Origin of the sequence: Vibrio halioticoli NBRC 102217, assembly GCF_000496695.1 — a bacterium.
GTDB lineage: Bacteria > Pseudomonadota > Gammaproteobacteria > Enterobacterales > Vibrionaceae > Vibrio > Vibrio halioticoli.
Genome location: NZ_BAUJ01000038.1, coordinates 30,710 through 51,599, shown reverse-complemented (window position 1 = coordinate 51,599; position 20,890 = coordinate 30,710). Strand labels below are relative to the sequence as shown.

Genomic DNA, 20,890 nt, shown 5'->3' with positions numbered 1-20,890 from the left:
AGTGTGATTGGTATAAAAAAATAGCCCCGCTAGGAGCTATTTCAAAAACTATTCTGCCAGTGCCGCTTTTTGCACTTCGATGATATCCGCAATGCCCTTTTGAGCCAGAGCCAATAATTCCATCAATTCTTCATGCGAGAACGGTTCGCCTTCGGCTGTGCCTTGAACTTCAATCATTTTACCTTCTTCGGTCATAACGACGTTCATATCAGTGTCAGCTGCTGAATCTTCAACATACTCAAGGTCACAACGCCCTTCACCTTCAACAATACCCACAGATACCGCTGATACATGGCCTTTCATAGGGTTCGCTTTTAGCTTGCCTGCTGCAACCAATTTTTGGAACGCATCTGCCATTGCTACGCTAGCTCCAGAGATAGACGCAGTGCGTGTACCGCCATCGGCTTGGATTACATCACAATCTACGGTGACCATGATTTCGCCCATCGCTTCTAGATCAACCACAGCACGTAGGCTGCGAGCGATCAGACGTTGGATTTCCATAGTACGGCCGCCTTGCTTGCCACTGGCTGCTTCACGACGGTTACGAGTGTGAGTCGCGCGAGGTAACATGCCGTATTCCGCAGTTACCCAACCTTTACCTTTGCCTTTCAACCAACGAGGTACATTCTCTTCAACAGAGGCATTACACAATACCTTGGTATTGCCAAACTCCACCAATACAGAACCTTCTGCATAAGCGGTGTAGTTGCGAGTCATTTTAATAGGACGAACCTGATCTACTGCACGATCGTTTGGACGCATTGAAAGTCACCTAAATTATTGGGTATGAAATTGATCGAGATTATATAGCATCATGAAACAGGATGCGACTTTAGGGAGTCGCTCGGTTTTGTGCTAAGATTGCCCGCAATATAGACGCACACCGATGTGATGAATAAAGGTAATTCAATGATCTACAGCATGACCGCTTACGCGCGTAAAGAAGTGAAAGGCGATTGGGGTAACGCAGTATGGGAAATCCGCTCTGTGAACCAACGTTATTTAGAAACCTATTTCCGTTTACCTGAGCAGTTCCGTGGCCTTGAGCCTATCCTTCGCGACCGCTTTCGTAAGCGTTTAGCTCGCGGTAAGGTGGAATGTCACCTACGCTTCGAAGCAAACCCAAGCGCTAAAGGTGAGCTAAGCATCAATGAAGACCTAGCACAACAAGTCATCAATGCCGCTAAACAAGTAATGGAAATGACCGGTGAAGCCAACCGCATTAACCCATTCCAAGTGATGCAATGGCAAGGCGTGATGGAAACACCAGAGCAAGACATGGACAGCGTAAACAAAGATTTGTTAGCGGGCTTTGAAGGTGCCATCGCTGACTTCCTTGACGCTCGTGCAAGTGAAGGCGAAAACATGAAAGCGTTAATCGACCAACGCTTAGCCGCCATCACCGACGAAGTGGTTAAAGTGCGCGCTCGCATGCCAGAAATCCTACAATGGCAACGTGACCGTCTACTAAACAAATTTGAAGAAGCCTCTATCGAACTAGACTCATCTCGCGTTGAGCAAGAACTTATCGTTCTAGCACAAAAATCTGACGTAGCAGAAGAACTAGACCGCCTAGACTCTCACGTAAAAGAAACCACCAGCATTATGAAAAAAGGTGGCGCAGTAGGCCGCCGTCTAGACTTCATGATGCAAGAATTCAACCGTGAGTCGAACACGCTAGCATCTAAATCGATTAGCACAGATATCACCGCTTCTGGCGTTGAATTGAAGGTATTGATTGAGCAGATGCGTGAGCAGATTCAGAATATTGAATAATTGAATTAATAGCTAAAAGCGGGGTCAGGTCTTGAAATTTGCAGATGCAAATTTCAAGACCTGACCCCGCTTTTTATTTTTAAATTATCCCACCGCTAATTTTGCAGCTTGTTGCCACATGAAGTTTGGCATGGCATGCCTTAATTTCCATGTGATACTCATAGGTTGTGAACCTGTGTGACTGACATAGTCAACTTCCCCATAATTCACGAAGCCCATGGTACGACCGTACTGATCTTTTGTTTGCTCACGCACGAATAAGAACAAGCGTTTTTTATTCTGTCTGTGCTGTATATAGCTTAACCCTTTACCACGATCCGGGCGGGCACTATTTTGAGATTGCCAGTGGAATAAGTGCTCATTAATCGCATAATCATGATACATAGTTGTAGGTGAAAACTGCTTTCCATCTTTTTCCAACGTCACAAATAGCAATTCAATATTTTGATCTTGAAGAACAAGCACACCCTCTCTTGCCGGAGGTTTTCGTTCAAACGTTATCGCCCCAAAAGCTACCAAAATTTGGTCGCGCGCATACCGAGCATGCAACTTCAAAGGCACACTTAGTAAATCAGAAATAGTTAATTGTTGATATTTGGTTTTGTTCAACAACCAATCTAAAACACTCGCAAGCTCAGATGTGATATCTAGCCTTCGCAAAGAAGAGAAGCTCTCGGCTAATGAATCAAACCCTACAGTAGGCCCTGTGTTTTGCCAGAAATCGTAGTGGCACATAAGTGCCTGCCGATTATTACTTTCAGCTAACTCAAAATTGGTAAGACAGAGATGTTTTAAAAAGCTCAAATAATCATGATCATCACAAGCTAAAATACGATTAAAAACCGCTTTTTGGAACATCTTCCAATGTAGGTTATTTGATGATGACTCACTCACTTTATCTTGCGATCTCTCAACTAACTCCTCCCAACAACCCTTTTTATACATATCGTTCAAATCAACATGAGGGTGTTGGATTAAAAAGTTAGATAGAGTCAAAGGTAACTCTGAGTGTTGCGGATACTGCCTTATCATGCTCACCAAACGAGCTAGCGTCATGGATGCTTGCCGAATATTTCGCAACACCATAGCTTGAGTTTGTTTAGTCAACTCGATACGACAGCCCAGAGGTGCATCGGGAAATCCTTGCTTAATCTCATCAGTAATTGCTCGTTTACTTTTTCCTACGAGAGCTCTAAATTTATTGGCAAAATCATATTCAGGACGAGAATTACCCACAAAATCTAAAACCGTACAACACTCTTTTCCTTCTGCTAGTCTCAAACCTCGACCAAGCTGTTGCAAAAATATAGTCAAACTCTCGGTAGGTCTTAAAAAAAGCAAAGTATCCACTTCTGGAATATCGACACCTTCATTAAATATATCGACAACGCAAAGCACATTAATGTCACCAATACGTAGACTTTGCTGCTTTTGTTGGCGCTCATCACTATTATCGCTTGTTAAGATATCGGCTTTAATTCCCTTCAATAGGAATTGCTGAGTCATATATTGAGCATGCTTACGGCTCGCACAGAAAGCCAATGCTCTCATACCGCTTAAGTCTGTAATGATCTCTTGTAGGCTCAGTAATATCTTATTAAAGCGACTTTGATTGTGAGTATAGACATTGGTAAGTTGTGCAATATCGTAGCGGCCACGACTCCAAGGGATTGTCCTTAAATCTGTATCGTCATCGATCCCAAAGTATTGAAATGGACAAAGGTGACGTTGATTTATGGCTTCGGGCAAGCGTAATTCAGCGGCTATCACACCACTAAAATCACTTAAGATATCTCCTCCATCATGGCGCTCAGGAGTGGCAGTTAACCCAAGTAAAATATGCGGTTGAAAGAGCTTTAAGATGGCTCGATAACTACGAGCAGCGATGTGGTGCACTTCATCGACAACTATGTAGTCATAGTAATCAGATGTCAGGTTTAGCTGTTCAATATTTCGATTTAATGTTTGTACTGACACAAATAACTGACGGTAGTGTTCAGGTTTGTAATTACCAACCCAAAGCTCACCAAAATCACTGTTTCTCAATACACCACGATAGGCAGAGCAAGCTTGCTTTAGAATCTCTTCTCTATGTGCAATAAACAAAAAAGTCGCATTGGGGTTTTGTTTTCTAAAACGAGCGAAATCAAATGCTGAGATTAAGGTTTTTCCTGTCCCTGTAGCCGCCACGACAAGGTTTCTAAACCGTTTATGAATGCTTCGTTCAACAGTTAACTGTTCTAATATGTCGTTTTGATGGGGAAAGGGGGTAATATCAAAAAAATGAGAGACTTCTTTATGGGTTTCGCCTTTCTCCTGTTTTAGAGCGTGCTTGAGTTTTTCAACACTGACCGTATCACCCGTAAAAACTTCAAAATCATGGGATGCCCAGTACGTTTCAAAGGTACTTAAAGACTTTTGAATGATATGAGGTATCTCTTGTGATGTTATTTTTAAGTTCCATTCTAATCCATTGGTTAAAGCCGAATGGGATAAATTGGAAGAGCCTATATAGCCAGTGTGATAACCCGTATCGCGCAAAAATAAATAGCTTTTCGCATGTAAACGTTCGCGAGTGGTATTGTAGCTGAGCTTAACCTCGGTATTAGGTAGGTTCGCCAAATACTCTACCGCTTTGGCATCTGTTGCCCCCATGTACGAAGTAGTGATAATTTTAAGTTCACCACCACTATTGGTAAAGGCTTCCAACTCTTTGCGAAAAATGCGTATCCCTGTCCATTTGATAAATGAAACCAACCAATAAACTTTATTCGCAGACAAGATTTCTCTTTTTATCTCAGACTCTAGAGATAAACCCGCATTACTCCCACAGAAAAGCTCACTTTGAGTTAGCCCAGTCAAAGGGAATATATCGTCAATGTAGTTCTTTAGATCCGCAGAAACAGGGTTCTCTAGTTCATACAGAGCCGTTAAGATTTTTCCCTGACTATTGAGTAAGTTATCTTCTATTAGATCTTTGTCTTGGATCTGCTCTTTTAGCCATAAAAGCAGTTGATTAGAAAGTGCTATTTGATGGTGTAATCTGTCATCGCTAGCAGGTACTGCATCAATCGCATATTCAATAATTTGCGATAAAAAACGCGAAAGCCAAACCGATGCCTCTGCTCCATCTAACGCGCGTTCACCAACATAATAACGTTCACGATCTACTCTATTTTCTATCAATTGAGTAATGAGTTGTTCATAAATGCCAATCTGTTGCATGCGTTACTTCTATCTCGATATTTTGATTTATTACACCAGGTTGTAATCGAAGAAGCGAATCTAATCTCACTGCATATTACAGAGCTCCGATATTTCACAGTCTAACCAAGCTAGGTTTTTAAGCTTCCACAACGAAACTGCAAAAAAAACCTTCAAATATTCCTTGGTTACTTATTCCATCCCCTGTTAATTCCTGAGCAGCCTTCCCCTTATTACCAACCTGTCTAGTGAGCATAAAAATATGCATGTGAGGCATATCAGTTATCAATGTGTTTCATTATTCAAAATCGCTAGATTGAGTAAGCTAGCACCTCTCAAAAACATACTTTCTGAACGTGGCGCGAAATGGCAATTTTATCTGTAGCAGTCTGTGTATGATTCGCGATTCGTCAGTCTATGAGACGTGTGCGGTATTTGATTTGTGTTGGAGTAATTATGGTTAATTGGGCAAAACAATGGGCTGTGATAGCGCTACTAATGGCAAGTGGTGTAGCACAAGCGAACATCCATCAGTGGAAAGAGACTGAATACCAAACGTATTCAGACAAGACACATGTTAAGTTCAAGCTAATTAATAAATTCAGCAAAACAGCGCCTTTTTACGTCCGTATAGATGACAAAAAATTCCCGAATAAATTGATGTTATCTCCAGATCAGGAGATTGAATTGGACATCACTTTTGATACTCCCCCAGGTATCACTTCAGTAAAGCATGTTTGTACATTGATGATCACAGGCGAAGAGAACGACTACGAAACCTGTACCAAGCTGACATTCAAAAGGTATTGAGGATGAAAAAATTCTATTTATTAACCTGCCTGTGGAGTCCGGTGTTATTGGCAAACCCAATTCCAAGTATTTCAAATCCATCGGGTACTGATCGTATAAGAACAACGGATGGAGCTAGCTGTGAGCAAGCGGTTTCAACGGGTAAAACCTTTCAGGTTGGCACCTACGGCGCGATGGGAAACGAAGATAGCGACAATTACTACAACAACTATTACGAGCAAAACCAAGACGAGGCAGGGATTTATGCTGCCGTAACAATACAGTTTGGCGGTGAAGACCGAGTGGATTGCACCAAGCTTTATGAGTTTGAACTTCGTCAACGCAACAGGGAAGAGCAATTGGCTCAAGCAGAGCACGAGCTCAAACTCCTGCAAGTTGAGGCGGAGAAATACCGTCTCTTAAAAATGAAACAAGAAAGCACGACTTTTTCTGAATAGATATTGATATTCACAAACGGCTTTTTTCTTTCATTATATTTAGTAAAGAAGGAAACAATAATGAAGAAACAAATGCTAGCTGTCGCAACAGCAGCTGCCCTAACGCCTGCCCTTGCAAGTGCTACAAATAACAGTGGTGAGGTTATTTGGAACGGTAATGTCGAGCCAGCTTGTGGTTGGGATGTGACTGATCACCAGCCAGGTACTCTTGGTTTTGTAGATTACCGTGATGATTCACCCGCTAAGGCTACGCTAGTCAACAATGTTAGCGTTGCAGACAAGGCTGCGCTTCAGATGTCTACAACCACGGAGTTACAAGGTAGTTCCGGTGTCGCTATTCCTTTAGCTGACCTTAAATTCCAGCTAAAAGACTCAAAGGATAGTCTACACAATGAAATGGACCACAATGGCGTTTTTAATAATGTACCGGCGGGCGAGCTAGAATTTTTCGCTCGCACCACTCAACCCGCAACCACTTATAGCGCGGGCGACCACATGGTTAAAACTACATTTACCGTAACTTGTAACTAGTTGGTTTTAGAGGCGGTAGTAATATCGCCTCCCTTATTCTGGAGATTATAGTGAACAACTTATGTCGAGTGCTTTTTGTGAGCACCCTTTCATTGTTAGCAGTTCCATCTTTTGCAGAACAAGGGATGGAGAAAGATCATGCCCAGCACTTAGAGCAATTCTGCTACCAAGGTGCGGAATATCATGAGCGCCGTGTTTTTGATGCATTGTCTAGTTCTGATTATATCGATTGGAGCAAAATTCAGCTTGAAGGTACATCGAGCAGACTTAATTACACAGCCACAATTCTTGATGAAAACCATGACCAAGTGATTACGTGCGATCAAGTGATTAATTATCACTATGATGACAAAGATATATCGCTAAATACCTCTTTTCAGGTTTTGATTCACAAAGAAAAAACGGTTTCAAATACCGATATTACCAAGCAAGCCGTAACAGATTTTATGGTTAGAGTCATGGTGAACTAAGTGATCAAGAGACAATTCAGAAATGCTGTATTTCTAGCACTGGCAGTATCATGTTCATCGACCGTTTTTGCTGAAAATCGAGAACCAATAAGCCCAAAAGCCACTCAGATTATACCTGAGTGTGAACTTCAAACATTAGAGAACAACGGAGAGATTTCTTTTGCTGAATCTTATCAAGGTAATGCTGTGCGGCTTAAAATTCAAATGAGCGAAAACTATCAAAGAGTAGAACTTAAACTCGATGATATTCAAGTTGCCGACCTTAGTGTAGACAAGGGATTACATTTGATTCGTTTGCAATTGGATACTCCTGACCGTTATGAAGGGAATGCCAATTACTGGAGAAGAGGGATTGAGTTAAACGCCTCTGAGTTGAACGCGAATCGCGAGATAGATTTAAAAGTTCGAGTTGATTTACCGGTTTCCAAAATTACTGCTGGCAACCATGAAATAAGAATGAAGTGGTCCATCAATTGCAAATAATTGATTGTGTTTTTAAACGTTAGAAAGAGCAAAAATGAAAAATAAATTAGTATCTTTAAGTGTATTGATGCTGTTTTCTTTTGGCGCTGCAGCCGCAAAAAGTAGCAGTTATGTCATCTTTAATGGCTCAGTATCTCCAATGTGTGGTTGGGAGGGACAAGGGATTCAATCGGGTGTCCTTGGGTATGACGAAGAATATACCGATGTCCCTGCCATCGCGATTTTGGTCAATAATGCCGGAGAAAATAACGCCACCCTCGAATACACCAGCGATACCGGAATTTTGAATGCCAAGGGGCACTTGCGTATCAAGTTAATTCCGGAACACGGCCCCGAGTATCCAGAGCAAAACCACAATGGTACCTTTGAAAACGTTCAGGCGGGTGAACTAAAGTTTTATGCCAATATGAAGATGCCAAAGCATCACTATCCTGCAGGGCAGCATACGGTACGATCTACGTTTACGGTGACTTGTGAGTAAAAATAGAATTAGATTTTAATTAGTACAAGTTGCACTCTTATTTAGATGGCTAGACCTTATTATCTGATTTCACTCTTTATTTATCACTCAGCAATGAAAGATCATCAATGATATTTGATGGCACTCTATCAACTCCCTCTTTATAGGCTGAACTACTGAATTCATCTAACAATAAGTCATCGCAATACTTCCTAATTAGTAGGCTTATTCTCATCAAATCTCTTACTAAAAGTAATAATGTTTGGAACTAACCCAAACGGTTCAGGGTTTAGACTGACAAACATCAAAGACCACTTATTATTGTTATCTAGGTATACTTGTAGCCGAAGAAAAGTCACTCCTTTCTCATAATTAACCGCCACAAAGGCAATAGAAACTCTAGGAGTTACCTCCTCTATTGCTATCGTATCGTAAGAGATTGGCTTTCCGTATCGTGATTCATAGCGTTTCAGAGCATCAATAACAGGTGCCGGTGCATCGCTGAATGGAGACCAATACTTAGCTGTCTTTTCAGCTGAATGAGTGAAGTAATAACTCACTTTATCATTCACTAATTCTTTTACAGAATCAGAAGCGAGGGTGAAAGGCGAAAAATTTATGATGAACAATAATGTAATTACTCTTAATAACATATTAATCCTATATTTAATCTAACGAAGTAATATTTACTTTTTTCTTATACTAAATAGTGTCCACAAAGCGAAGAGTAAAACCTGTACCTTTTCAATAATTAGTTGCTTATAAACCTATGACGATTAATACATTTACTGCTTGTTCATTTAAATATTTTAAGGGATTTCATATGTGCAATACGATAAAATAGAAGCATCATAACTTACGCTTATAACCATAAAACAAAAAATAACAACTCATGATAATAAAGACTATATATTGAAAAAAATAAGCTATATATCCCACACCCCAAGCTTTATATTTTCCTCGACCTAATGTTTCACCAGTAACAATTAACTCATATAACTGAGAAGCAGTAAGGAATATTATTAAAACTAACAATACTCGAATGAATACCAATTTATTAGCTGATACATATATTACAGTAAGCTTCATGTCTTAAAAATAACCTTTAGTAATAATAGGAAAATCATTCACAATTCAATAAATCAAGATCATAAATTACATTTTCAGGAATTTTATCTACTGTTGCCAAGTTAATCCTCCATTGAGCATTCTTATCTTTATAAAGCAGTAGTTTTAAATACGCTGCACCTTTCTCTAAGTTCATTTCAATATATATGTAGTTTGAGCGATTAGATATCTTTTTAACCAATAAAATGCTGTGTTCTTCATACCTGCCAAAAGTATCCTCTAGACCTTTTATGTATTGATTAAATTCAGGGGGTGCACTTCCAAAAACCTTTTCACTGGCTTGGAGTAGAGGAACTCCAACAAAGTTATTCATTTGGCCATTGATATATTTGTCTATTGAGTCATCAGTTTGTCCGTTCCCTGAAAATCCAAATAACAAGAGTATAAATAAAAACCTGTTTAACAACATACTGAAGATCCTACAGATTTACTAAACATTACAAATAAATTATATGTTACTTCTTGACACGAATAACAAACAAGAGCATATAAACACCAACTACAGCTAAACATATATACCTCGAAATATAGCTGTAGAAATCAATCTCAACTCTACCTCTAACAATTTGAGGTTGTTCAAAGTCATTTATCCATAGATCTGCAGTGGTATACAAACTCCAGACTATAAGCCCAATAAAAAATGCTCTCTGTATGAAGGCGGCTTTAGGCGTCAAATAAAGCTTCTTTATCTTCATATAAAATATCCTTTTAATAAAACATCTATTTAGACCTAAATCCAAAAATTAAAAAATAGCAAGAAACAAAAACAAACGAAGAGTATTTAAATACAAAACCTATATACCCTAAGCTCCATGCTTCATACTTATCTCTATTAGGTGTAATCCCCGTAACTATTGAGTTATATAATTGATAACTAAAGAATAAAAGGCCTAATAAGAGGATCAACCTTACCAATAGCAACTTATTAGAACTCAAATAAATAACAGTGAACTTCATTTTTATAAAACTATCCTTTATTAAAATTAGTCATACTTATTTAAGATTATAATGAATATGATATTAACGATTAGAGACCTTATTAATCAATAGTACGCTATATCATTCATGCTAAACAAAAGTATTCTTCAACCATTTCATTGGTTAAATACAGAAGGTATGTTTTCAACAAGTTTATTATTTTCATGATGCGTCATTTTAAATATATTATAAGTTTAGATAAGTATGACTACTTTCTCTTAAAACCAAAAAATAAAAAATAAAAAATTACCACAATGTACGTTATATATTGAATGAAAGATGCTGTATAAGACATCTCCCAAGCCTTATATTTATACCTGCCTAGCGTTTCACCTGTAATAATTAACTTATATAGCATATAACTAACAATAAACATGATAAAAACTAGAATTGTTCGCATGCCAATTAGCTTTTTCTTAGTTAAATAAATTACTGTCAACTTCATTAGTTCAACACCCCCCTCTGAAAGAAGTCACGACTTCACCAAGGAACTCTTTTGCGATCTCCGTAATTCCATCTATGTAGTTATTATACTTACGCCCAAAAACTTCACTCCCTTTCACTATGGTTGAGATAGGTTCTAATAGTTTGTTTGGACCAATACTAGAGGCAATTTCATAAGCTATTGCTTCAAGTTTTTTCTGTTCAAAAAGAGCCTCTACGCTCCCTGTAATTGCACCCCCGACCAACAATGGTCCAGAAAGCACACTAGTCGGAGGGGTTGTTAAACTAACAATCCCTAACGTCGTAAGAGTTTTTGAAGCTATACTATAATACTCTTTCAACTTTCTTGCTTCTTCCTCCGTCATTTCAAAACTTTTACTCTGATATTCCTCAGACGTCCCGTAACTATAGTTAGATTCTTTTGCCTCCACATAAGTTTGATAAGCCGCCAACCCAAACGGATCCACCCAGAAAAACGGATTGCCACTCACATAACCATAGGACATTTGTTGGTTAGGATCACGTAGCAGCATGTCGGTATTAAGGCTGGTTGCTTTTATCAGCTCATGTTGAATTTCGGTGGGTAGATATGTGTTCTTTAAGCTCCAGTAGTCTGGCTGGATAAAACGACTGCTGTGCGGGTTGTACCAACGGGCGTCTAGGTTGACTAGTCCTGTGCTGCTTTCGGTGTACTTGCCTGTGTATTGATATGGCATGAGTTGACCTAACTGCTTATTCGCATTAACACCCGCATTGGCTTTCCAAAAGGTTTTATCATTGTGCTTACGATAGGTTTGACCGAATGGACTATAGCCTAGTCGCATAGCTGAAGTGCCAGTGTCATCTAACACGTGAATAGTGCTATCTAAGCGATCATGATGATTATAAAGATGACTGGCATCTGCCCCCTTAGTGCCACTCGCTTGCACTATGCTTGATGTTGAATCATATAGGGATTGATGCAGCACTTTGCCATAGGGGAGATTTGAATCAGGTAATAGAGTCAAAGATCTAAATGGCATAAACCCTACACCGTTATCTTGCCACTGGCCTTGCTCTTGGCGGCCATCATAATGACTATATAAAGTGGTTTGATTGAGTTGAGCTGACTGATTAGAGTTACCATTTTGTTTGATGGCAGTTTGGGCCGTGCGCACCGTCTTCACTCGGCGGGATCTTGCATCATATCCATACTGAACGCTTGAACCATCGGGGTTTATCACTTCAGTCATTCGGTTTAGTGGATCATGCTGATAGCTCTGCACTTCATTGCCATTACTAACACTCGCTAGGTTGCCGTTGGCATCGTATTGATAAACAAAGTTATGAGAGTCGCTTGAGTCATCATTTTCACAGCTATTATCGTCACAAGAGAAACCCGGTAGTCTATGCCCTTGCATCTCTACGAGTTGATTGGCTTGGTTATAACTGTATGTATACGTGGTTGTTTTGGTCTGTTTTTGCGTAAGGTTCCCTACATCATCCCAGCTAAATTCGATGTCGTCTTGATTGGGATAATCGGCACTGATGATTCGATTGACTTGGTCGTATTCAAAATAGGCCCATTGATCGCTATCAGCGTGTTCAGTCTTCCTATTTTGTGCAGTGACATTACCCACGCCGTCGTATTGATAATTAAGCACCTCAATGGTGTTCCAAGTGTCTCGCCAGCGATTACCTTTATATTCTTGCTGTTCGATAACAATACTGACAATTCGACCAACTGCATCATATTCTAAGCTTCTGCGACTTCGGTTTGGGTAATCGATCTGTTGAAGTTGACCGCTTGCATCGTAACTAAGCTCAAAAGCAAGATTGCCGTCAGCCGTATTACGTTCAAGCCTTACTATTTTCCCCTCTGCATCACGATGATAATAAACACCTTCATCATTACTAACTTGGCTATAGGTTCTTTCTCCAAGCGCATTGTATTCATAGTTAAAACTTTGCCCCAGCTTGTGATTATCAACCTGAATTAATCGCCCCGCAGGATCATAGTGATAATTTTCTGCTAACTCAGAGCCATCAATATTGGCAAGACGTCCTAGTCCATCGTAGTTTAATACCTCACTATGCCACTGCCCTTGATGGGCGTATTGACGCTCAATAACATGACCTCGCTGATCATATTGAAACTGAATATCGGTATTTTGTTCCGGTTGATAAGCATGTGTTACCTGCCCAGCTAAATCATAGTCATAACGCCACTGCTCACCCAATTCATTGGTAAAGGTGGTTAGCCTTGCCATATCGTCATAGCTAAATGATTGCTGAGTCCCTGCTGCCGAGGTGATGCTTGTTAACTTATTTGCGGCATTGAACGCATATCGAGTGACACTATTATTTGCCTGTTCTATCTCAGAGATATTGCCAAACCCATCGTATTGATAACGGGTTGTCTGATTGAGTTGGTTGGAATAATCCGTCACCTGATTACGGAAATTGTATCCCCAACGCTCACTGGCATTGAGTGCGTTTGTTTGATGGGATGTCCGCCCAAGTGCATCGTATTCAAAGTGGGTTGTATGACCTAACGAATTGGTTTGAGAGATCAATTGATCAAAAGCATCATATTGTTGCTGAGTTTCTTCACCTAAACGGTTGGAGATAGTCATTGGCCTACCCGCATTGTCTAAGCGAATATGAGTTATATTGCCAGCCGCATCTTTGGCACCAATCAAGCGACCTAATGAATCTAATAACCTATACTGAGTATGGCCAAGTTGGTTACTACTGGATGTGAGTCGCCCCATTGCATCGTATGCATATTGAGTTGATGCGTGATGCCCGTTTTCGGGGTCAATAACTTGGACGATTTGGTTATCAGCGTTATAGGTGTAATGCCAACGATAGCCGTCACCATCGGTATAACTCACTACATTATCATTAGCGTCATACTCCCAAGACTGTTGATGTCCAAGGGGATTCACTTCGGATACTTTCCTGCCTGCCAAATCATAATAAAACTGATAAGAAGCGCCGTCAGGCATCGCCATTGAACTTAATAATCCTAAGTCGTTATAACGGTATGTATTAACGCTACCAAGGCGATAATAAGGTAGTTGCTCAGTCAACAATCGTCCTTCACCATCGTAGGTAAAGTAACTTTCTCTAGATTGCTGTCCTTGGGTTGTGATTATTTCAGCCGTCATCAATCCTGCAAGATTGTAATGCCTCAATACCTGACTGCTATCTGGATAGATAATGGATGACAGTAAACCCTGCTGATTGTATTCAAACTGCCAACTTTGCTCAGCCGCATCCTTGTATTCAATTAAACGTCCAAGCAAATCGTAGACTTTGTTACTTTGGCGATGGTTACCAAGCAACATAATGCTTTTGTCTGTATCGGATTGAATTTGTGTGACCACCAGCTGACTCGCTTGCTGATCGTATTGCCACTGAGTTTGCAGCCCTGATTTATTGATGTGTAAAGTTTTACGTCCTAACCCATCATATTGAAATTGCTCAACACCTCCCTCAGAGTCTGTAATTAAAACAACCTGACCGAACACGTTGTATTCAAATAGATATTCACCACCACTGGCGTCGCTATACAAGGTTGGGAGGCCTTGCCAATTATAATCATGTCGAATGCGGTCTTGAGTGCTATTCGGCATTGATATTGATAGAGCAAGCCCCAACGAATTTGGCGTAAAATATGTAGCATTCCCATTGCCATCGTTACTTTCAATGATGTGCCCGAGCTCGTTATATCCATATTGCTCTACATATGTCGCCCGCTCATGATCGTAAGTGGCATATTGTCTTCCCACATCATCATAGTAATGCTCAACCACATTCCCAATTGGGTTAGTTGTGGATTGCAATTGGCTGTCAGGGTAATACTGGAAGTGAGTGGTGCTTCCTAAGCTATCGGTTTCCGTAGTGCGATTACCTGATGCGTCATAGGTATATGATTTACTGACCTCTGTCCCATCAATAGAAGAATGAATTAACCTATTGCGTGAATCATATTGGTATTGCCATACTGCGCCATGCGGAAGCGTCACCGACACTAAGTTATTTTCTGCATCATAGTGATACTGAGTAGAGTATTCGGTCTCTCCAGTTAAAGAAGGCATGAGCACTTTCTTGGTCGCAATTTTATTTCTTGGCGTGTAAGTCAGGTAGGTTTTAATACCAGAAAAGTCTTGTTGGTAAGTGAGTAAACCGTTGGAGTCATACTGCATGATTGACTCGCGGCCTAACGGGTCAATGATACGTGTCGGTGAGTCTAAATCTCGACCGTCGTCACTGTGGTATTCATAATGTGTAACGCGCCACTGCTGCTGGGGAAGAGCGCGAGATCCTTCTGCAACTTTTAATATTCGGCCTATTTTGTCAAATTGTGTTTCTCGAATGTATCTTTGCTCTGATGGCGTTTGAGGATCAAATTGCTCAATGCGAATTGGGTATCCTAAATCGTCATACTGATATTCAGTGTAATTGCCCACTTCATCGATGCGTCGAATCAACACGTTATCAAGCCAATGCTCTTCCACCACTGAGCCATCCGCTAATTCAACGCTTTCTACTCGGCCGATGTTGTCATAAACAAACTGCGTTTCATCGCCGATATTATTAATCGTTGACAGTATTCTGCCTGCGTCATCCCGCTCTATATCTGTGCTACGCCCCACTGGGTCGGTTGTCGATATTACGCGGCCGTGCAAGTCATAACTGTAGAGAGTGGCGTGCCCCAATTCGTCATATTCAACTATCAAGTTACCTTTATCATCGTACACCTTATGAATTTCACTTCCGTCAGATTCATATGCTTTAGATGAAATTTGATTGTGTGCGTTGTACTGATAGCGGGTGCGGGTATTGTTTCGGTTTATCACTGTGGTGGTTCGATTTGGGAAATCATACTCGTAGTTAAACTGATTACCGGAAGGATCTATCTGAGTATCAACCACCGTTTTGTTGTCTTGCTGGCGATAAAGATAAAATGCTGTATTACCTTCACCATCGGATTTCAGAGTTAGGGCTAAGGGATTGTCTTGATAAGCGTATTGGTAATGATGTTTAGTGCCATTAAATTCCACAACATCACTCAATTTCCCAGATTGATATGTATAGCGATGCGTTCGCTCTTCTTGATCGGTAATTTCCGTTAAGCGACCATCGGTATAAGTAAAAGAAAGAGCTCGCCCCAACTCATCAACCATACGTATTGGCTGTTGCTGACTATCTCGATAAATAGTCACGCTACGCCCATCATTTTGATTTACTTTGACTAAGAAGCCTTGGTAGTTGTATTGATAGGTTACACCCTTGGGAGTAGAGACAATAAAGAACCCATTTTCATCAATTTCTAAGTGGGTATTGTGTCCCATAATTGGCGTGATATTTGATGTGGAAGGTTCAACACTAAACAGCTTTCTACTGCCATTGGGAGTGACCCATTTTAACTTATGTAGCCCAATCTCGTACTCAACTGGATAAGTTGTATCTACTGCGTAGCGGTTACGTTCTCTATAATAATCAGATTGTTGGTGCTGACTTGTTATTTCATTAATCTTTGTTTGAATCTGATCTCTACTCGCAATATAAATTGCTCGCTGCGCCTGTAGTGTAGCGATAGCCTCTAACAATTGCTGCTGTATTTGTTCTTCCTCGTAAGCAAGGCGGTCTTTGAAAGAATTGCATAATTCATCAATACCTTGGTCAATGCCATCGATAATCGTTTGGTACTGATTGACTGAAGCTCGGTTTAATTCAATTAAGGGCTGCATATCAACATCCACACCCCAAATAATTCGGCTATCTAAAGAGGAATGCCAACCTGCACCTAGCGACCATGCAGAGCCTTGGCTAATACGATGTTGTCTAACTAAAAAAAATACGGGATGGGTATAGTCAATCTCGCGCGTTATCTTGCACCCAGAGTACAATTCAACAGGACAATCACTTTCATCCCCTTCTGCGCTCGCTTCACTAGCTTGTTGCTGCTGTTGTTCATTATCACTTTGGGTATCAGAAGTTTGGGTATCGGTTGCAACCACATTTCTGTCTGCCTCTAATCCAGCAATACTAGCAGCCTCGATTGTATCGCTGGTAATGCCAGAAATTTCCGACTCAATGGCTTCTCTATCTACATCAACAGGATCAGGGCCAGAGTCATCATCGAGATCGCCTCCGTTATTGTTACTACCGTCGTCGTCATCATTATCTGGAATATTGGGTTCATTTGGACCGTTACACGACAACGCTCCCTGACATTCAGTTAAGATTGATATTTCAACAGCATACGCATACTTATCTGAATATTCTAATAGGAAAAAAAACAACCAATAAGCCAAACAGTTTTCTCATACCCGACCCAACACAATCCAATGATTTGCTAGTCAGTGTAAGAAGCGTGGAATAATTACAGGTTTGATATTGTTAGATCTGGATTCCAACTTTTGGCTATTTGGGGGTCAGGTCTTGAAATTTGCACGCAAGTCTTCTTGCGTGCAAATTTCAAGACCTGACCCCCTGGGATTTCTGACCCCTAGGATTTATTTTTTATCAATACTGTAAGTGTCGTAGTCGCGTAGTAGGAAAAGCACAAAACAAGCGGCTAGCATTGGCCATGCGGTGAAGAATAATAAGTTATTGAATGGGTCAAAATACTTGGTTAATGATGACAAAGTAGAAGCACCATGCAGGACAAAAACAGCTCCGTAGGTAACTGTTTTCCACTTTCCAAGTAAGAATGCCGCTAAAAACAACATTTGCGCGATACCTATCACAATCATTGTATTGATAGAGACATGCAAACCATAAAAGCCCGACATCACCCTAACTGCGTGTTCGGGCACAATAATCTTATCTAAGCCCCAAAAGAAAAATACGATAAAGACAGTAATTCGTAGCGATAATAAGCCAATAGATAGTTTGCTTTGCAGTTTTTGGTCCATTGAGATACCTGTTTAATTTGCTCAATAATATAAAGAGCTAGAGTGAATGAGTCTTACAACCTTCGCTCAATGAGACCTTGGCCTTGATGTTTTTATTTCGGCTATATCGAAGCCAAATGTAAGCAAACATATCCCGGGGTCAGGTCTTGAAATTTGCAGTTGATCCACTTCGATTTACTCACCTCTAAAAATCGATATGCAAATTTCAAGACCTGACCCCCAATGTTCTGTAAATTCAGGTAAAGCTAATACCGTTAAATGAGATCGATTGCTATTGTCACTCTAACGCAGTGAACTTAACCGATTGATTTAGAGGTGTTAATGCCCTTTTCTTGCAAACAATTAATGCTTGTAGCGACATGCTGTTTTGCCAGCGTACCTTATGCGCAAGCATCGACAATGAACACCACCATTATTGGTTCGGGGTCTCCTAACTACAATCCAGAGCGAGTCAGTGCCGGGGTACTCATCACTCAGGGGGATACTAAAATTTTGGTTGATATGGGGGATGGTGTTAGCCGTAATCTCAACAAGCTTGGCATTAATACTCGTAAGCTAGATGCATTGCTTTTTACTCATCATCATTTAGACCACAATGCGGATTTTTCGGTATTGTTTAGCCGAGTATTGCTCGGGCGAGGGGAAACTCTGATTGCAGGCCCGAAGCAGACCAAAGCTTATGTCGATAGCAATCTAAGCCTATATGCGGAAGACCTAAACTATCGCCTTGGTAAAACCAATCGCACATTAAAACAACGAGAAAAACACCTTACGGTCAATGAACTAAAAGGCGGTGATTCTTTTACGTTTAATGGCATTAAAATATCCACCCTTTCGGTACCTCATACCATAGAAACCCTAGCCTTTCGTTTTGATTATAAAAGCCAGTCCGTCGTGATCAGTGGTGACCTAAGCTCAGGCCCTGGGTTTGCAGAATTTGCCAAAGATGCAAACTGCTTAATTATGGATTCTGGCGGCATGATCATGAACAACGGTAAGAATAAAAAAGCCCCGAAAAGAACATCGGGCAAATCAAAAACTCACGCGCATTTAAACATCAGAGAGTCGAGCCAAATCGCCGCTCAAGCCAATGTCGATAAACTTGTATATACCCACTTTAAGCGTGGTCAGATAAATGAAAAAGCCAGCTTAGAGATCATCAATAAAAAATACCAAGGTGAAGTCATTTTTAGCACTGACCTTATGCCTTTAGAGTGCGCCAATACAGCGCAAAAGAAATAGAAACTCATAATAAGATTTTAAGCAATAAGGATTCTTATGTCTTACCTACTTCGAAATATCGCCGTTACCATCACCTGTTGTTCTGCAATGCTATCTGTTGCCAATGCCACAACACCTAACTATCCCGTAGTATCGATAGAACAAGGGCAATATCAGGATAACAATGACAATACCGTCACCGATAAAACCACAGGCTTAATGTGGCAAAAAGACTATCAAGTGATGAGCTTTGATGAAGCGATAAAATACGCTAAATCAGCAAAGATCGGTGGACATAACGACTGGCGCGTACCGAATATCAAAGAACTGTATTCACTGATTTTATTTACCGGGGTTGATGCTAGTAATCGCGATATGTATAAGGTTCCTAATGGCTCAAAACCTTTCATTGATACTGACGTATTTGATTTTGCCTACGGTACTAATGGCAAACGCGTGATTGATTCACAATACCTGTCGACCTCTATTTACTCAGGTAAAGTTATGGGTAAAGACAGAGCCGTATTTGGGGTTAACTTTGCCGATGGACGCATTAAAGGCTACCCATTAGTGCAACCGCGCACTAAAGAAGACAACCAATTTACTGTGCGCTTAGTGCGAGGCAACACTGACTACAGCAAAAACCATTTTACAGATAACAATAACGGCACCATTAGCGATTCAGCCACTCAGTTGATGTGGTCGAAACAAGACAGCCAAATGGGATTGGATTGGGATGATGCAAAACAATGGGTCGCTAAGCTAAATAAAGACAAATATTTAGGTTATAACGATTGGCGTTTACCTAATATTAAAGAGCTGCAAACCATCGTAGATTATGATCGCTCCCCTAAAGCGACGGACTCTGCGGCCATTGACCCCGTATTTGCCATCTCGACCATCAAAGATGAGCAAGGCAATGACAACTACCCTGCTTTTTGGAGCAGCACCACTCACCAAAAAACCGGTCGTAAAGCTCAATCACAAGCCGCATATTTTTGCTTTGGCGAGTGTCTTGGATACATGAAACGACCAAACTCTAGCCAAAGAAAGTTGCTCGATGTGCATGGCGCAGGTGCTCAACGAGCTGAATCAAAACAAGGCGACGCTAAAGATTATCCAAACGGTTTTGGCCCGCAAGGCGACGTCATCCGCATCAAAAACTACGTTCGAGCTGTCCGCAACCTCTAATCGCTGTTGCGGGGTCAGGTCTTGAAATTTGCAGGCTAGATTTTATCTAGCCTGCAAATTTCAAGACCTGACCCCCTATATCCTAGCTCATTTCCATGCTATCCTTCGCAACCATTTTTCTAGGGTTATTTCTATATCAATCCTAGTGCTATCATTATTGTCTCTTGCGCAATAACATTGTTAATCACTATCTCGGAGCTCTACGAATGGGAAAAGGCACCCTTTATATCGTTTCTGCACCTAGCGGAGCGGGAAAATCTAGCCTGATATCAGCTATGCTGGAAAAAAATCCGGTATACGCAATGAAGGTTTCTGTGTCTCATACTACGCGTACTATGCGCCCGGGTGAGGAAGATGGCATTCATTATCATTTTGTAGAGCGAAATGAATTTGAAACCTTAATCGAAGATGGTGTTTTCTTAGAACATGCTGAAGTCTTTGGCAATTACTATGGTACATCTCGTATTTGGATTGAAGAGAATCTAAAACGCGGTATTGATGTATTCTTAGATATTGATTGGCAAGGGGCACGCCAGATTCGCACACAAATGCCACACGCTAAGAGCGTTTTCATTCTGCCACCATCAAATGGTGAGTTGGAACGTCGCCTAAATGTACGTGGTCAAGATAGCTCAGAAATTATCGCCAAACGAATGAGTGAGGCGAAATCAGAAATGTCACACTATGATGAATATGACTACATCATAGTTAATGATGATTTTGATGCTGCTTTGATGGATTTTAGGGCTATTCTGCGTGCAGAACGCCTTAAACAAGACAAACAAACAGCAAAATACAGTGGAATGCTATCAGCTTTACTAGCAGAGTAATCTAGAAAGCTGT

General features: G+C 40.7%; 16 protein-coding genes. 10 read left to right on the top strand and 6 right to left on the bottom strand.

What is annotated here, in order from left to right; translation table 11 throughout:
• Window positions 1-48: 48 nt before the first annotated feature.
• Window positions 49-765, bottom strand: a complete 717-nt coding sequence (gene rph / locus VHA01S_RS11925; RefSeq protein ID WP_023404626.1) for a ribonuclease PH — start codon at window positions 763-765, stop codon at window positions 49-51.
• 147 nt (window positions 766-912) lie between these two features.
• Here rph and VHA01S_RS11920 point away from each other — a divergent pair, with 147 nt between their 5' ends.
• Complete coding sequence (locus tag VHA01S_RS11920) at window positions 913-1,779, top strand: YicC/YloC family endoribonuclease (protein WP_023404625.1); 867 nt, start codon at window positions 913-915, stop codon at window positions 1,777-1,779.
• Window positions 1,780-1,863: 84 nt separating this feature from the next.
• Here VHA01S_RS11920 and VHA01S_RS11915 read toward each other — a convergent pair whose 3' ends face one another.
• On the bottom strand, window positions 1,864-5,004 hold the full coding sequence (locus VHA01S_RS11915; RefSeq protein WP_023404624.1) for a DEAD/DEAH box helicase: 3,141 nt from the start codon (window positions 5,002-5,004) through the stop codon (window positions 1,864-1,866).
• Window positions 5,005-5,439: 435 nt separating this feature from the next.
• Here VHA01S_RS11915 and VHA01S_RS11910 point away from each other — a divergent pair, with 435 nt between their 5' ends.
• From VHA01S_RS11910 to VHA01S_RS11885, 6 genes are read left to right on the top strand one after another with little or no spacing between them, the layout of a single operon-like run.
• Window positions 5,440-5,793, top strand: a complete 354-nt coding sequence (locus VHA01S_RS11910) for a hypothetical protein (RefSeq protein WP_023404623.1) — start codon at window positions 5,440-5,442, stop codon at window positions 5,791-5,793.
• Between the two features lie 41 nt (window positions 5,794-5,834).
• Window positions 5,835-6,230, top strand: a complete 396-nt coding sequence (locus VHA01S_RS11905) for a hypothetical protein (protein ID WP_240432790.1) — start codon at window positions 5,835-5,837, stop codon at window positions 6,228-6,230.
• 60 nt (window positions 6,231-6,290) lie between these two features.
• Window positions 6,291-6,761, top strand: coding sequence for a hypothetical protein (locus VHA01S_RS11900; protein WP_023404621.1), 471 nt, complete (start codon window positions 6,291-6,293; stop codon window positions 6,759-6,761).
• Window positions 6,762-6,811: 50 nt separating this feature from the next.
• Entirely contained in the window at window positions 6,812-7,231 is a 420-nt protein-coding gene (locus tag VHA01S_RS11895) for a hypothetical protein (RefSeq protein WP_023404620.1), read from the top strand.
• Window positions 7,232-7,714 (top strand): hypothetical protein, encoded by a 483-nt coding sequence (locus VHA01S_RS17900; RefSeq protein ID WP_023404619.1) that lies wholly within the window; start codon window positions 7,232-7,234, stop codon window positions 7,712-7,714.
• Between the two features lie 34 nt (window positions 7,715-7,748).
• Window positions 7,749-8,195, top strand: coding sequence for a hypothetical protein (locus VHA01S_RS11885; RefSeq protein ID WP_023404618.1), 447 nt, complete (start codon window positions 7,749-7,751; stop codon window positions 8,193-8,195).
• 191 nt (window positions 8,196-8,386) lie between these two features.
• Here VHA01S_RS11885 and VHA01S_RS11880 read toward each other — a convergent pair whose 3' ends face one another.
• The 4 genes from VHA01S_RS11880 to VHA01S_RS11850 all read right to left on the bottom strand — a co-directional run bounded on the left by VHA01S_RS11880 (window position 8,387) and on the right by VHA01S_RS11850 (window position 17,635).
• Window positions 8,387-8,827: a hypothetical protein gene (locus tag VHA01S_RS11880; protein WP_023404617.1), complete on the bottom strand. Its 441-nt coding sequence runs from the start codon at window positions 8,825-8,827 to the stop codon at window positions 8,387-8,389.
• 470 nt (window positions 8,828-9,297) lie between these two features.
• Window positions 9,298-9,711: a hypothetical protein gene (locus VHA01S_RS11870; protein ID WP_023404615.1), complete on the bottom strand. Its 414-nt coding sequence runs from the start codon at window positions 9,709-9,711 to the stop codon at window positions 9,298-9,300.
• Between the two features lie 1,018 nt (window positions 9,712-10,729).
• Window positions 10,730-17,032 carry an RHS repeat-associated core domain-containing protein gene (locus VHA01S_RS11855; protein ID WP_023404611.1) on the bottom strand — a complete coding sequence of 2,101 codons (6,303 nt, stop codon included), beginning with the start codon at window positions 17,030-17,032 and terminating at the stop codon, window positions 10,730-10,732.
• A gap of 201 nt (window positions 17,033-17,233) precedes the next feature.
• Complete coding sequence (locus tag VHA01S_RS11850; RefSeq protein WP_023404610.1) at window positions 17,234-17,635, bottom strand: hypothetical protein; 402 nt, start codon at window positions 17,633-17,635, stop codon at window positions 17,234-17,236.
• Between the two features lie 345 nt (window positions 17,636-17,980).
• On the opposite strand from VHA01S_RS11850, the gene VHA01S_RS11845 reads away from it, so the two are divergent.
• The 3 genes from VHA01S_RS11845 (at window position 17,981) to gmk (ending at window position 20,877) form a co-directional block, all read left to right on the top strand.
• A complete protein-coding gene (locus tag VHA01S_RS11845; protein WP_240432788.1) occupies window positions 17,981-18,877 on the top strand; it encodes an MBL fold metallo-hydrolase in 897 nt (298 codons plus the stop codon).
• A 36-nt stretch (window positions 18,878-18,913) separates the two neighbouring features.
• Window positions 18,914-20,047: an Lcl C-terminal domain-containing protein gene (locus tag VHA01S_RS11840; RefSeq protein WP_023404608.1), complete on the top strand. Its 1,134-nt coding sequence runs from the start codon at window positions 18,914-18,916 to the stop codon at window positions 20,045-20,047.
• 206 nt (window positions 20,048-20,253) lie between these two features.
• A complete protein-coding gene (gene gmk / locus VHA01S_RS11835; RefSeq protein WP_023404607.1) occupies window positions 20,254-20,877 on the top strand; it encodes a guanylate kinase in 624 nt (207 codons plus the stop codon).
• The last annotated feature ends 13 nt before the right edge of the window (window positions 20,878-20,890 follow it).